Origin of the sequence: Flavobacterium panici (genome assembly GCF_024499525.1) — a bacterium.
Taxonomy (GTDB): domain Bacteria; phylum Bacteroidota; class Bacteroidia; order Flavobacteriales; family Flavobacteriaceae; genus Flavobacterium; species Flavobacterium panici.
The window spans coordinates 2161836-2176818 of record NZ_CP100437.1; the positions used below are offsets into that span (position 1 = coordinate 2161836).

General features: G+C 34.3%; 14 protein-coding genes. 12 read left to right on the forward strand and 2 right to left on the reverse strand.

Going from position 1 to position 14983, the window contains the following annotated elements:
* Window positions 1–103 precede the first annotated feature (103 nt).
* Window positions 104–736: a ribosome biogenesis GTP-binding protein YihA/YsxC gene (yihA, locus tag NLJ00_RS09500; protein WP_053472087.1), complete on the reverse strand. Its 633-nt coding sequence runs from the start codon at window positions 734–736 to the stop codon at window positions 104–106.
* A 42-nt stretch (window positions 737–778) separates the two neighbouring features.
* Window positions 779–1543: an alpha/beta fold hydrolase gene (locus NLJ00_RS09505; protein ID WP_053472088.1), complete on the reverse strand. Its 765-nt coding sequence runs from the start codon at window positions 1541–1543 to the stop codon at window positions 779–781.
* A 378-nt stretch (window positions 1544–1921) separates the two neighbouring features.
* On the opposite strand from NLJ00_RS09505, the gene NLJ00_RS09510 reads away from it, so the two are divergent.
* The 12 genes from NLJ00_RS09510 to NLJ00_RS09565 all read left to right on the forward strand — a co-directional run bounded on the left by NLJ00_RS09510 (window position 1922) and on the right by NLJ00_RS09565 (window position 14979).
* The gene (locus NLJ00_RS09510) at window positions 1922–2395 is read left to right on the forward strand and encodes a division/cell wall cluster transcriptional repressor MraZ (protein WP_053472089.1); all 474 of its coding nucleotides are present in this window, start codon (window positions 1922–1924) and stop codon (window positions 2393–2395) included.
* Window positions 2370–3278 (forward strand): 16S rRNA (cytosine(1402)-N(4))-methyltransferase RsmH, encoded by a 909-nt coding sequence (gene rsmH / locus NLJ00_RS09515; protein WP_256637023.1) that lies wholly within the window; start codon window positions 2370–2372, stop codon window positions 3276–3278. The genes NLJ00_RS09510 and rsmH overlap by 26 nt, the downstream gene beginning before the upstream one ends.
* Before the next feature lie 18 nt (window positions 3279–3296).
* Entirely contained in the window at window positions 3297–3644 is a 348-nt protein-coding gene (locus tag NLJ00_RS09520) for an FtsL-like putative cell division protein (RefSeq protein ID WP_053472090.1), read from the forward strand.
* On the forward strand, window positions 3635–5650 hold the full coding sequence (locus NLJ00_RS09525; protein ID WP_053472091.1) for a penicillin-binding protein: 2016 nt from the start codon (window positions 3635–3637) through the stop codon (window positions 5648–5650). The genes NLJ00_RS09520 and NLJ00_RS09525 overlap by 10 nt, the downstream gene beginning before the upstream one ends.
* Window positions 5647–7110 carry a UDP-N-acetylmuramoyl-L-alanyl-D-glutamate--2,6-diaminopimelate ligase gene (locus NLJ00_RS09530; RefSeq protein ID WP_256637024.1) on the forward strand — a complete coding sequence of 488 codons (1464 nt, stop codon included), beginning with the start codon at window positions 5647–5649 and terminating at the stop codon, window positions 7108–7110. The genes NLJ00_RS09525 and NLJ00_RS09530 overlap by 4 nt, the downstream gene beginning before the upstream one ends.
* 100 nt (window positions 7111–7210) lie before the next feature.
* Window positions 7211–8443: a phospho-N-acetylmuramoyl-pentapeptide-transferase gene (mraY, locus tag NLJ00_RS09535; protein ID WP_056204827.1), complete on the forward strand. Its 1233-nt coding sequence runs from the start codon at window positions 7211–7213 to the stop codon at window positions 8441–8443.
* Window positions 8444–9775 carry a UDP-N-acetylmuramoyl-L-alanine--D-glutamate ligase gene (murD, locus tag NLJ00_RS09540; RefSeq protein ID WP_256637025.1) on the forward strand — a complete coding sequence of 444 codons (1332 nt, stop codon included), beginning with the start codon at window positions 8444–8446 and terminating at the stop codon, window positions 9773–9775. It begins immediately after the preceding gene.
* Window positions 9776–9873: 98 nt separating this feature from the next.
* Window positions 9874–10218 carry a four helix bundle protein gene (locus NLJ00_RS09545; protein ID WP_256637026.1) on the forward strand — a complete coding sequence of 115 codons (345 nt, stop codon included), beginning with the start codon at window positions 9874–9876 and terminating at the stop codon, window positions 10216–10218.
* A 50-nt stretch (window positions 10219–10268) separates the two neighbouring features.
* Complete coding sequence (locus NLJ00_RS09550) at window positions 10269–11588, forward strand: FtsW/RodA/SpoVE family cell cycle protein (protein WP_180859920.1); 1320 nt, start codon at window positions 10269–10271, stop codon at window positions 11586–11588.
* A 37-nt stretch (window positions 11589–11625) separates the two neighbouring features.
* Complete coding sequence (gene murG / locus NLJ00_RS09555) at window positions 11626–12711, forward strand: undecaprenyldiphospho-muramoylpentapeptide beta-N-acetylglucosaminyltransferase (RefSeq protein WP_256637027.1); 1086 nt, start codon at window positions 11626–11628, stop codon at window positions 12709–12711.
* 209 nt (window positions 12712–12920) lie between these two features.
* Entirely contained in the window at window positions 12921–14270 is a 1350-nt protein-coding gene (murC, locus tag NLJ00_RS09560; protein ID WP_256637028.1) for a UDP-N-acetylmuramate--L-alanine ligase, read from the forward strand.
* On the forward strand, window positions 14257–14979 hold the full coding sequence (locus NLJ00_RS09565; RefSeq protein WP_053472097.1) for a cell division protein FtsQ/DivIB: 723 nt from the start codon (window positions 14257–14259) through the stop codon (window positions 14977–14979). The genes murC and NLJ00_RS09565 overlap by 14 nt, the downstream gene beginning before the upstream one ends.
* Window positions 14980–14983 lie beyond the last annotated feature (4 nt).

Sequence of the window (14983 nt, forward strand, 5' to 3'; positions counted from 1 at the left end):
AATCCCAAATTCCAATTTTAAGGCTGGAGTTTGGGATTTTTTATATTTTAAAATTGAATCTTAGTATTGGAATTTGGGATTTAAAAAATTGGAATTTATAACTTTAAATCGAATCTAAAAATCCACTATTGCTTTTAAAAACTTCCTGATTTACTTCATCTATATAAGTCAAAAGCTCTTCTTTTCCAATAGATTCTGTAGATGAGGTAACGAAATAATGCGGCATTTCGGCCCAATTGTTAGCATACATTTGTTTTTTGTAAGCCGCAATGTGTGAATCAATTTTTACTTTACTGATTTTATCGGCTTTGGTGAAAATAATGCAAAACGGAATTTCGCTTTCTCCCATATAAGACATAAATTCAATGTCAATTTTTTGAGCTTCATGACGAATATCAATCAAAACAAAAGCGCATACTAACTGCTCTCTGTTTTCAAAATAATCCGTAATAAACTGCTGGAAAATTGATTTTGTTTTTTTTGAAACTTTAGCATAACCATAACCCGGTAAATCGACTAAAAACCAATTGTTATTGATTTTAAAGTGATTTATCAGCTGTGTTTTTCCTGGTCGTCCAGATGTCTTTGCTAAATTTTTATGATTGGTAATCATGTTAATCAAAGATGATTTACCAACGTTTGATCTGCCTATAAATGCATATTCCGGCAGAAAATCTTTCGGGCATTTTGATGCATCAGAATTACTGATGATAAATTCGGCGGTATTAATTTTCATATTCTTGTTTTTTAAAACCTCCTTAAAATCGAAAGTTAGAGGCTATAATTTCTGCTCAGTAAGCCATTTTTCAAGAATTTCATTAAATTCCTGAGGATGTTCCATCATAGCTGCGTGTCCACATTTGTCAATCCAATACAAAGTTGAATTTGGCAATAATTTATCAAATTCTTCAGCAACATTTGGCGGCGTTACAGAGTCATTTTTACCCCAAATAATACAGGTTTCAACTGTCATTTTTGGTAAATCTTTAGCCATATTATGACGAATAGCGCTCTTTGCAATCGTTAAAGTTTTAATCAGTTTGATGCGGTCGTTAGCCGTCGCATATACTTCATCGATAAGTTCAGGAGTAGCAATTTTTGGATCATAAAACACATCTTCAGCTTTCTTCTTGATGTATTCATAATCACCTCTTCTAGGATAACTGTCTCCCATTGCACTTTCGTAAAGTCCAGAACTTCCGGTAATTACAAGTCCGGCTACTTTTTCAGGATATAATTTTGTATGGTAGAGTGCAATATGTCCTCCCAATGAATTTCCTAATAAAATAACCTTGTCAAAACCTTTAAAAGTGATGAAATCCTTAACGTATTTAGCAAAGCTTTTTACATTCGTTTTTAAAATGCTTTGTGTGTATATTGGCAAATCAGGGATAACAACTTTGTATCCTTTTGTTGGGAAATATTCTGCTACACCATCAAAGTTACTAAGGCCTCCCATTAACCCGTGTAAAATTACAATAGGGGTTCCTTCGCCAGCTTCAAAATAGCTGTATTTGCCTTCTTTTTTGTAGTTTTTGTCCATCTAGTTTAATGCCAATTTCAATTTCGACAAATATAGGGTTTAATAAATAAAAATGAATTTTTGCTGCCATTTTTTAACTACATAATTTTAGTCGAATATATAAGTGTTTAAAAATCAGCTTTTAGAGTGTGTTTTGTGATATTACGGAATTGTTAAAATCATTGCATTATAATTACTTTTTTAAGAGAAAGACTATTTATTTTTTTTAATTGTTAAAAGATTCAATTCTTAAACTGATTAATATCTAAAGTGTTGATTTGATAATAATTAAGTGAAGTGGTAGAAATATGGTTAAACTTATTAACAAAGTGGTATTTAGTGGTAATATGTGGTAATTTTTTTTATATTTTTGCTGTATAACATGTTAAGTGGATTTTCTTGAACACAATTGTAGGAACATATGAGTGTAAAGTCGATGCTAAAGGGAGGTTAATGATACCTGCGCCTTTAAAAAAGCAATTGGCTTCTTCTCTTCAGGACGGGTTTGTCTTGAAGCGCTCTGTTTTTCAGCAATGTTTGGAGTTGTATCCAATGGATGAGTGGAATTTGATGATGGCGAAAATTAACAAGTTGAATCGTTTTGTAAAAAAGAACAATGATTTCATTCGCAGATTTACTGCCGGTGTAAAAGTGGTAGAGATTGATGCATTAGGAAGATTGTTAGTCCCAAAAGATTTGGTGACTTTTTCAGGTATTGCTAAAGATGTTGTTTTTTCATCTGCGGTTAATATTGTGGAGATTTGGGATAAAGATTTATACGAAAAATCAATAAGCGGCGAAGATATGGATTTTGCAGATTTAGCCGAAGAAGTAATGGGAAATATTAATGACGACGACAATGGAATATCATAATCCGGTTTTACTTCATCCAACAGTTGATGGTTTAAATATTAAGCCAGACGGCATTTACGTAGATGTAACGTTTGGCGGCGGCGGTCACTCAAAAGAAATTTTGAGACGTTTAGGGCCAAACGGAAAGTTATTCGCTTTTGATCAGGATGAAGATGCTCTAGCAAATGCCCTGCCGGACGAAAGGTTTACTTTAATTAATGAGAATTTCAGATTTATAAAAAGATTTCTTCGTTTTCATGGTGTTAAATCCGTTGACGGGATTTTGGCAGATTTAGGAGTTTCATCACATCAGTTTGATGTTCCGGAAAGAGGTTTTTCAACCCGATTTGATGCCGAGCTGGATATGCGGATGAGTCAGAAAAATGATTTAAATGCTTATCGTGTGGTTAACGAATATGAAGAACAGGATTTACGTCGTGTTTTTTTTGATTATGGGGAGTTGAAAAACGCGCCGGTTTTAGCAAGAACAATAGTAGAAGCGAGAAGAGATTACCCAATCAAAACGACAGACGAATTAAAAGACGTTTTGAAGAAATTTTTACCTGAAAAAGTTCGAAACAAAATATTGGCCCAGATTTATCAAGCCATTCGAATTGAAGTAAATCAGGAAATGGACGTTCTAAAAGAATTTATTGAGCAATCGTTAGAAATTCTTAATCCGGGTGGGAGACTTTCAGTAATCTCATACCATTCTTTAGAAGACAGACTGGTAAAAAGATTTATTAAAAACGGAATGTTTGAAGGGGAGCCTGAGAGAGATTTTTTCGGAAATTTTTCAGTACCGTTTAAAACAATAGGAAAACTGATTGTTCCGGATGATGAAGAAATCAAAATCAACAACAGAGCAAGAAGTGCAAAATTGAGAATTGCCGAAAAGATATAATATATATAGGTAGAAAAAATGAAAGGTGGAGTATTCAGCATATTAAAAGCAAGGTTTCTGATAAACGATGACGCAGTAAAAAACTGGAGGTTCATAGTTTTTATAATTCTGCTGGCCATTTTGATGATTGCAAATACACAGCGATACGAACAAAAGGTTTTTGAAATCGCAAAACTAAATAATGAAGTAAAAGAATTGAGATCTGAATTTGTAGATCGACGTTCAGAACTGATGAAGTTAAAAATGGAATCGACGATATCAGATAAAATGCTTGAAAAGCAAATTTATCCATCAACTGTTCCTCCAACAAAAATAGAAGTTAAAAAAGAAGAAGAAAAAAGTTTCTTTAAAAGAATATGGCAGTAGACGATAAACATATATCCTACAGAATTTACCTCGTAGCAGTTTTCATCTTTTTGATGGCAATTGCTATTGTTGTTAAATTAACCAATATTCAATGGGTTGAAGGAGATTATTACAGAAAACTGGCAAAACAGCGTACCGTTAGAAATTTTGTAATTCCGGCAAACAAAGGAAATATTTATTCTGCAGATGGAAGTTTACTGGCAACATCAATTCCGAATTATGAAATTCGTTTTGATGCAAAAGCGCCAAAAAAAGAAACTTTTGAAAAGTATGTAAAACCATTATCTGATTCTTTAGAAACGATTTTAGACAGACCATCAGGTTATTATGAAAAAGAATTAAGAAAAGCGCGAGAAAACAAAAATCGTTATTATTTGATTGCGCGCAATTTAAGTTATACCGAATATGTGAAAATTAAAGGTTTTCCATTATTCAATTTAGGCGCTTTTAAAGGCGGAATTATTGTAGAGCAGGAAACGGTTAGAAAACATCCGATTGGAAAAATTGCCGAAAGAACAATTGGTTACGACCGTATTGATCCTGCAACCGGAGTTGAAGTTGGAAAAGGAATCGAATGGGCTTTTAAAAGTTATTTGAACGGAAAAGACGGGAAAATCCTAAAACAAAAAATTGCAAAAGGCCAATGGAAACCAATTCGTGATTTAAACGAAGTAGACCCAATTGATGGTTACGATGTGATTTCGACAATAGATGTTTTTATTCAGGATATTGCGCATCACGCATTACTAAAACAACTGGAAGATTATGAAGCAGATCATGGTTGTGTGGTAGTGATGGAAACAGAAACCGGACACGTAAAAGCAATTTCAAATTTAGGAAGAGCAGAAGACGGATCGTATTACGAAACAACAAATTACGCAATTGCAGAATCTCATGAACCGGGATCGACTTTTAAACTAGTTGATTTAATGGCGATTTTAGAAGACAAAGTAGCTGATACAAGTACAGTTTTCGATAGTCACGGAGGTCAGGTTAAATATTACGGGCGAGCTGTTAATGATTCGCACAAAGGTGGTTATGGAAAAGTTTCATTAGCACGCGGATTTGAACTTTCGTCAAACACAGTTATGGTTCAGGCGGTTTATGAAAATTATAAAAGTAATCCGTCTAAGTTTGTGAATCATATTAATAGTTACGGATTAAATAAGACATTAGGATTACATTTTAAAGGAGAAGGAAGACCGTATATTCCGCAACCTGGAGACAAACATTGGTCAGGAACTACGCTTCCGTGGATGGCTTTTGGATATAATGTTTCGGTTACGCCAATGCAGACTTTGGCATATTATAATTCAGTTGCCAATAATGGTGTAATGGTAAAACCGCAATTTGTTTCTGAAATTAAAGAATGGAACAAAACCATCAAAAAGTTTGATGTTGAAGTAATAAACCCAAGAGTTTGTTCGCCGGAGACTATTAAAAAACTGAAAGCAGTATTGCTGAATGTCGTTAAAAAAGGAACAGGTTCTAAGTTGTATTCTAAAGATTTTTCGATGGCAGGAAAAACAGGAACGGCTCAGATGAATTATGGAGGAAAAGAAGGAAAATCAGCATTGTATTATGCATCTTCTTTCGTTGGATATTTTCCGGCAGATCATCCTAAATATTCTTGTATTGTAGTGGTTCACAAACCAAATACATCAAAAAATAATTATTACGGAGCAGACGTTGCAGGGCCGGTTTTTAAAAGAATTGCCCAAAAAATATTTACAGACGCACCATCAACAAATAAAATTAAACAACTTGATTCTAAAATTGCAAAACAAGAAAGCAGTTACGAGAAGTACGATGTAGAATCAAGAAAAAAATCAAATGCAATTCCTAATTTAAAAGGAATGCCGGGAATGGATGCCGTTGCTTTGCTTGAAAATCTTAATGTGAAAATTAAGGTAAAAGTAATAGGAGTAGGAAAGGTGAAAAAGCAGTCTATTCAGGCAGGGGAAACTATAAATAAAAACACAACTATAGTATTAGAATTATCGTGAAAATACTAAAAGACATATTATACAAAGTAGCTATCGAATCTGTTGCAGGTTCGACAGAAGTCGGCATCCAGAAAATTGAATTTGATTCCCGAAAAGTAGAGTCAAATGATATTTTTGTGGCCATTCGCGGTTCCTTATCTGACGGACACGATTATATCGAAAAAGCGGTTCAGTTAGGTGCAAAAGCTATTATTTGTGATACACTTCCTCAAAATATTGAGAAAGAAGTAACCTATATTCAGGTAAAAGATACCAATACAGCATTGGCTTTTATTGCGGCTAATTATTTTGAAGATCCATCTTCAAAACTAAAATTAGTTGGCGTAACCGGGACAAACGGAAAAACAACAATTGCATCGTTATTATTTCAATTGTTTCAAAAAGCAGGATTTAAAGTTGGTTTATTATCAACCGTAAAAATCATGGTTGACGATACGGAATATCCGGCAACGCATACAACACCAGATTCAATTACAATCAATAATTATTTAAATGAAATGATCGAAGCTGGAGTTACGCATTGTTTTATGGAAGTAAGTTCACACGGAATCCATCAAAAACGTACAGAGGCTTTGCATTTTGTAGGCGGAATTTTCACGAATCTTTCGCACGATCATTTAGATTATCACGTAACATTTGCTGAATACAGAGATGTAAAAAAATCATTTTTTGATTCACTGCCAAAAACAGCTTTCGCATTATCAAACATCGATGATAAAAACGGAACTGTAATGCTGCAAAATACGGTTGCAAGAAAATTTACATATGCCTTAAAATCGTATGCTGATTTTAAAGCAACAATTTTAGAAAGCCAGTTATCTGGTTTATTGTTAAAAGTAAACGACAATGAAGTTTGGGTAAAACTAATTGGAACTTTTAATGCATACAATGTTTTGGCTATTTACGGAACTGCAGTTGAATTAGGAATGGATAGTTTGGAAGCATTGCGCTTACTGTCTGATTTAGAAAGTGTTTCAGGTCGTTTTCAATACATTGTTACCGATTCAAAAATAACAGCAATTGTAGATTACGCACACACGCCGGATGCTTTAGAAAATGTGCTGAAAACGGTTGATGATATCCGTACAAAAAACGAACAATTGATTACAGTTGTAGGCTGCGGCGGAAACAGAGATAAAACAAAAAGACCAATTATGGCAAAAATTGCGACAGATCTTAGTGATAAAGCAATTTTAACATCAGACAATCCAAGAAACGAAGATCCTGAAGTGATTCTCGATGAAATGGAACAAGGTGTAGAAGCTCATAATTATAAAAAGATATTGAGAATTACGGATAGAAAACAAGCTATTAAAACCGCTTGTCAATTGGCACAGCCAAATGATATTATTCTGATTGCCGGAAAAGGGCATGAAACCTATCAGGAAATAAATGGTGTTCGCCATCATTTTGACGATATGGAAACTGTAAAAGAAATTTTAGACCAACTAGGAAAATAACAAAATGAAAATTCCAAATTCCAAAATCCAATATAACGTTGGAATTTGGGATTTAAAAATTGGAATTTCATTCAAAATTGGAATTTAAAAAATAGAAAATATGCTGTACTATTTATTTGAATATTTTGACAAAACATTAGATTTACCAGGAACAGGAGTATTCCAGTATATCACTTTTAGATCGGCTTTAGCATTTATGCTTTCATTGCTTTTGTCAACTATTTATGGTAAAAGGGTGATTAACTTTTTGCGCCGCCAGCAAGTTGGGGAAACAGTTCGTGAACTTGGTTTAGCAGGTCAAAACGAGAAAGCTGGTACACCAACAATGGGAGGATTAATCATCATTTTTGCCACATTAATTCCGGTTTTTCTATTTGCAAGACTTCATAATATCTATATCGTATTGCTAATTGTAACTACGTTATGGATGGGAACTATTGGTTTTGTTGACGATTATATCAAAATATTCAAGAAAGACAAACAAGGACTAAAAGGAATTTTTAAAGTAATTGGTCAGGTTGGTCTTGGGATAATAGTTGGAGCAGTTCTATATTTTAATCCAGCCGTGACAGTAAGAACAGATACAGGTCGTACAGATGTTTTTAAATCAAATGTTAGCACAACAGTAGTTTTGCCGGCGCCAGTTGAAGAAAAATCGACAGCAACCACAATTCCTTTCGTAAAAAATAATGAATTTGATTATGCCGAAGTCCTGTCATTTATGGGAGACGGATATGAAAAATGGGCTTGGCTGGTATTTATTCCGGTTGTAATTTTTATCATCACAGCAGTTTCAAACGGAGCAAATTTAACAGATGGAATCGATGGTCTAGCGGCCGGAACCTCCGCAGTCTCGGTACTCGCACTCGGAATATTTACATTCGTTTCAGGAAATATAATTTTCTCAAACTATCTAAATATAATGTACATACCCAATTCGGGAGAAATGACCGTCTTTATATCTGCCTTTGTTGGAGCTTTAATTGGATTTCTTTGGTACAATTCATTTCCGGCATCCGTATTTATGGGGGATACAGGAAGTTTGACCATTGGAGGAATCATTGCCGTTTTAGCGATTGCAGTTCGTAAAGAAATATTGATTGTTTTATTCTGCGGAATTTTCCTTGCCGAAAGTGCTTCAGTAATTATTCAGGTAACTTATTTTAAATATACGAAGAAACGCTTTGGCGAAGGCCGAAGAATTTTCCTGATGTCGCCATTGCACCATCATTATCAGAAAAAAGGATATCACGAAAGTAAAATTGTGACCCGTTTCTGGATTGTTGCTGTAATGTTAGCCATATTATCAATCGTTACTTTAAAATTAAGATAAATGAGATTAGTGGTATTAGGAGGAGGAGAAAGTGGGGTTGGAACCGCCATTCTCGGAAAGAAACAAGGTTACGATGTTTTTGTATCGGATTTTGGAAAGATAAAAGAAAGCTATAAAGAAGTTCTTATCATTAATAAAATTGCCTGGGAAGAAGAACAGCATACAGAAGATTTGATTCTAAATGCTGATGTGGTGATGAAAAGCCCCGGAATTCCAGATAAATCTCCGATAGTTAAAAAGTTGATTGAAAAAGGAGTAAAAGTAATTTCGGAAATCGAATTTGCCGTCCCTTATACAGAAGCAATGACAATTGGAATTACCGGAAGTAATGGTAAAACAACAACAACAATGCTCACGTATCATTTGCTTAAATCGGCCGGACTAAATGTAGGTTTGGGAGGAAATATAGGAAAGAGTTTCGCCTGGCAGGTAGCCGAAAATAAATTCGACGCATACGTTCTTGAATTAAGCAGTTTTCAGTTAGACGGAATAATAGAATATAGGCCGGATATAGCGATAATAACAAACATCAGCCCGGACCATTTAGATCGATACGAATATAAATATCAAAATTATATCAATTCGAAGTTCCGAATAACAATGAACCAAACCGAAAGCGATTATCTCATTTACGATGCAGACGACGAGGCAAGCGCAGAATGGTTAAAAAATAACAAAACAAAAGCAAAATTAATTCCTTTTTCATTGACAAAAAGTTTTGACGAAGGAGCTTCTATAAATAACAACAAAATGGAAATAAAGATCAACCAAGAAGAGTTTACAATGGAAACAGAATACATTGCGTTAGAAGGAAAACATAATATGAAAAACGCAATGGCAGCAAGCTCTGTAGCAAAATTGATGCAAATTAGAAATGCAACAATTCGTGAAAGTTTATCTAATTTTCAAGGTGTTGAACACCGTTTAGAGAAAGTGTTAAAAATCCAGAATGTACAATACATCAACGATTCAAAAGCGACAAACGTAAACGCTACTTTCTTTGCTTTAGACAGCATGAATGTTCCAACCGTTTGGATTGTAGGAGGAGTTGATAAAGGAAACGATTACAACGAATTAATGCCATTGGTTCGTGAAAAAGTAAAAGCCATTATCTGTCTTGGAGTTGATAACCATAAAATTATTAGCGCTTTTGGCGATGTTGTTGATATTATGGTTGAAGTGAACAATATGAACGACGCTGTAAAAACAGCCCAAAAATTAACCGAAAAAGGTGATGCAGTTTTATTGTCTCCAGCCTGCGCAAGTTTTGATTTATTCGAAAACTACGAAGACAGAGGAAAACAATTCAAGCAAGCGGTACATAATTTATAATTTTAGATTTTAGAGTTTAGATTTTAGATTGTTTCTAAACTTTGAGATTTTAGATTAATAAATTTTTTAAGTTCTTTTTGATTATGACGACGGATGAAATGAAGTTGAGAACAAAAAAGTTCTCTTTGAGTGTAATTGGTTTAGCTGAAAAATTGCCTGGTACATACATTGTAAAAGTAATTGCAAATCAAATTGTGAGAAGCGGTACATCTGTTGGAGCTAATTACAGGGCAGTTTGCAGAGCGAGAAGCGATAAAGAATTTATTTCAAAAATGAATATAGTTTTAGAAGAATCTGATGAAACTCTATTTTGGCTAGAAATTATAAAAGAAAAAGATTGGAGCGATAAATCAGAATTAGAAATGATTTTGAAAGAAGGAAATGAACTAACAGCCATTTTTGTAAGCAGTTTAAAAACAGTAAACAGAAGAATAAATAAATAAAAACCGAAGGTTTTAGAAAATAATCTAAAATCTAAAATCAGAAATCTACAATGAAGCAATTGGTAAACAAACTAAAAGGAGATAGGGTAATATGGTCATTCGTGGCTTTATTGGCGTTGTTTTCGTTTATGCCTGTTTTTAGTGCGAGTAGCAATCTGGCGTATATCGGTCATGGAACCGGAAATACATTAGGTTATCTGGTAAAACATTTGGCACACGTTTGCATCGGTTTCCTAATTATTTACTGGGTTCACAAAGTACCGTATCATTATTTTAGAGCCATTTCAAAAATTGCACTTCCGGTAGTTTGGTTATTGTTATTATATACCTTATTAAAAGGAACTGTAATTGCAGGAGCAAATGCAAGTCGTTGGATTCAGGTACCGTTCATTGGAATTACGTTTCAAACATCAACATTAGCGGCAAGCGTATTGTTTATTTATGTAGCCCGTTATTTGTCAAAAACCAAAGAAGAAAACGAGCCGTTTCAAACCTCATTTGTTCAGCTTTGGGTTCCGGTATTTATCACTTTGGCATTGATATTACCAGCCAACTTTTCGACCACCGCGTTGATTTTTGCGATGGTAATGATGCTGACATTTATTGGTAAATATCCATTAAAATATATTGCTTTTATCATTGGATCAGGAATTGCAATGTTAGCCTTTTTCCTTTTGGTAGCAAAAGCATTTCCAGAATCAAGATTCTTCAGCAGGGTATCAACTTGGGAAAGTCGTATTATGAACTTTACCACAGATAAACCGGATGAAGATGATTATCAAATTGAAAAAGCAAAAATTGCAATTGCATCTGGAAGATTAGGCGGATTAGGACCGGGAAAAAGTGTTCAAAAGAACTTTTTACCACAATCATCTTCCGATTTTATTTATGCCATTGTAGTTGAAGAATATGGTTTAGTCGGCGGAGTTTCAATATTAGTTCTCTATTTATTGTTATTGTTCCGATTTGTAATCGCCTCACATAAAGCCAATACATTATTCGGAAAATTAGTCGTCGTCGGCCTCGGATTTCCAATGATATTTCAGGCCATGATTAATATGGCTGTTGCAGTAGAATTGCTGCCGGTAACAGGACAGACGCTTCCGTTGATAAGTTCAGGAGGAAGTTCCATCTGGATGACTTGTTTTTCACTTGGAATCATCATTAGTGTAACCAAGAAAGACGAAGAAATCGCCGAAGAACAAGAAGAAAAAGAAAGAAGAAAAGAAGCACTTCAAAGATTAATAGATAAAGAATTGGCAGAAGAAGATTTGCCGGTTGATGAAAGAGAAGAAATTTACGAAGAAGAAGCGATGTATTCAATTCAGGATAATTCAAGAAATCCGATGAATGCAGTTTTAAACAAATAATAAAGGATAAATAGTTTAACGATAACTATTACGAGATATGACAAAGTATAAATTCATACTAAGCGGAGGCGGAACAGGTGGACATATCTATCCTGCAATTGCTATTGCAAATGAATTAAAATTACAATTTCCTGATGCTGAATTTCTTTTTGTAGGTGCCAAAGATAAAATGGAAATGCAGAAAGTACCTCAGGCAGGTTACGAAATAAAAGGTCTTTGGATTGCTGGTTTACAAAGAAAATTAACCTTGCAGAATATGATGTTTCCTCTAAAATTAGCAACAAGTTTGTTAGAATCAAGAAGAATCATCAAACAGTTTAAACCAAATGTAGTAATAGGAACGGGAGGTTTTGCCAGCGGACCATTATTACAGGCAGCAGGAGGAGCAGGGATTCCAACGGTAATTCAGGAGCAGAACTCTTTTCCGGGAATTACAAACAAGCTGCTAAGCAAAAAAGCAAATGCAATTTGTGTGGCCTATGAAAATTTAGAGCGATTTTTCCCAAAAGATAAAGTCGTTTTGACAGGAAACCCGGTTCGTCAGGATTTAATTGATATTGATAATAAACGCGATGAAGCAATTGCTTTTTATGGTTTAGATCCAGATAAAAAAACATTGCTGGTGCTGGGCGGAAGTTTAGGCGCAAGAAGAATCAATCAGTTAATTGAAAAAGAATTGTCAAATTTTCTTTCGCAGGATGTTCAAATCATCTGGCAGTGCGGAAAATTATATTTTGAGGATTATAAAAAACACAATCAGCAAAACGTAAGAGTAGTTGATTTTATTGAAAGAATGGATTTTGTTTACGCTGCCGCAGATGTAATTATTTCAAGAGCAGGAGCATCATCAGTTTCAGAATTATGCATTGTAGGGAAACCGGTAATTTTTATTCCGTCACCAAATGTAGCTGAAGATCATCAAACAAAAAATGCACAGGCTATTGTAGAGGCTAAAGGTGCGATTTTGTTGAAAGAAACTGAATTAGACAGCGAGTTTAGCATTGTTTTTGAAGCGCTGCTGAAAGATGATGGAAAACAAAAACAATTGAGCGCAAATATTAAAAAACTGGCAAAACCAGATGCGACAAAAGTAATTGTTGAAGAAATTAAAAAGTTGTTATAATATAACTTTTTATAAAAATTATGAAACATCCAAGGAATTGCACAATGTTATTTTAGGCAATTTGGTCAAATAAGAACAAGAAAAACACAAAGGCTTAATTACTAGTTTTTTTATGGGATTAAAAACAGTAAACAAGTTTTAAAATAGAATTAAAGGAGAAAGTTTAAAGGCTTAAAGCCTAAAGCATAATGCTTAAAGCAAGAATCAAAATGAATTTAAATCAAATACAAAACGTTTATTTTATTGGCATCGGAGGAATCGGAATGAGTGCCTTGGCCCGTTATTTTAAATATATCGGGAAACAAGTTTCAGGTTACGATAAAACACCGTCAATGCTGACAAGTGAATTAATTGAAAGTGGTATTGATATTCATTTTGAAGACAATATTGGTTTAATTCCGTCTGATTATTATGTGGAGAATACGCTGGTGATTTTTACACCTGCAGTTCCAAAAACACATTCAGAATGGAATTATTTTATCGAAAGAAATTACGAAATTAAAAAGCGTGCCGAGGTTTTAGGGATTATCACTAAGGATACTTTTAGTTTCGCAGTTGCCGGAACACACGGTAAAACAACAACGTCAAGTATTTTAGGACATATTCTATACGAAAGCGGTGCAGATGTTACAGCATTTGTGGGCGGAATTGTAGAGAATTATAATTCTAATTTAATTGGAACCGGAAAAACGGTAACCGTTGTAGAAGCCGACGAATTTGACCGTTCGTTCCTGCATTTACACCCAAATATTGCCTGCGTAACCTCAATGGACGCTGACCATTTGGATATTTACGGAACAAGTGATGCTATTGAAGCTTCGTTTGTGGAGTTTGCTTCTAAAGTTGAAGATAAAAGCAAATTATTTATAACCAAAGAATTGCCTCTTGACGGAGTTCAATGTGCTATAAATGAAGATGCTGTATACAAAGCATATAATGTTCGAATTGAAGACGGAAGTTATGTTTTTGATGTGCAGACGCCATCAGAAATTATAAAAGACCTTCATTTTGGACTGCCAGGAAAACACAATCTTATGAATGGTTTAATGGCTATTGCGATGGCAAAAACTTATGGTACCCCAACCGATGCCATCGCAAAAGCTATTGCCTCGTTTAACGGAATCAGAAGACGTTTTTCATATCAGATTAAATCTGAAAAATTAGTTTATATAGATGATTATGCACATCATCCAACAGAAATAAATGCTGTTCATCAAGCAGTTAGGGAATTATATCCGGGACGTAAAGTTTTGGCGATTTTCCAGCCGCATTTGTTCAGCAGAACAAGGGATTTTGCCGACGGATTTGCCGAAAGCTTATCTCAGTTTGACGAAGTGTTTTTAATGGATATTTATCCGGCACGCGAATTACCGATGGAAGGGATTACATCGCAATGGCTGTTGGAAAAAATGACCAATTCGAACAAAAAAATTGTTGCAAAAGAAGATTTATTAGCGCAGATTAAAGCCAGTGATGCGCCAATAATTGTAACAATAGGAGCTGGTGATATTGGTGAAATGGTACCGTCAATTAAAAAAATGCTAAATGAAAATATTTAATTGGACAAATATTCGATTAGTACTCATTTTAGGGCTTGTTCTTTTTTTATATTCTTTCGCACAACATCGAAACGGAGATAGAAAATTGAAAAAATCTATGGTTGTTTTTGTAGGAGAAAATACGCTTTTTGTAAAACCGGAAATAGTTAATAAATTGTTGATAGAAAATAAAAGGGACGCTTCCAGTATTAGAAAAGATGAAGTAGATTTGAATAAGATAGAAAAAAACCTTGATACGCAAGACATGATTGAGAAGTCAGATGTTTTTGTAAGTATCGACGGTGTTCTAAAAGCGGTAGTAAAACAGAAGACACCAATAGCGCGAGTTTATGATGGTGATCGCTCTTTTTATATTGACTATGAGGGAAATAAAATGCCCTTGTCAGATAATTTTACGGCGCGAGTTCCTCTTGTTTCAGGGGCAATAAATGAAAAAAATAACGAAGATTTAGCTGCTTTATTTCGCACAATTTACGACGATGCGTTTTTGAAAAAAAACATCATTGCGATACAAATTATGCCTAATGGCAGCCTAAAAATGTTTAACCGAAACTATGATTACTTCATAGATTTTGGTCGTACAATGAATGTTGATAAAAAATTTAGAAACTATAAAGCGTTTTTTCAAAAAGCAGTTTTAGATAGTTCGTTATATAAATACAGCAAGATTGACCTTAGGTTTACGGAACAAGTAGTTTGCACAAAATAATAGA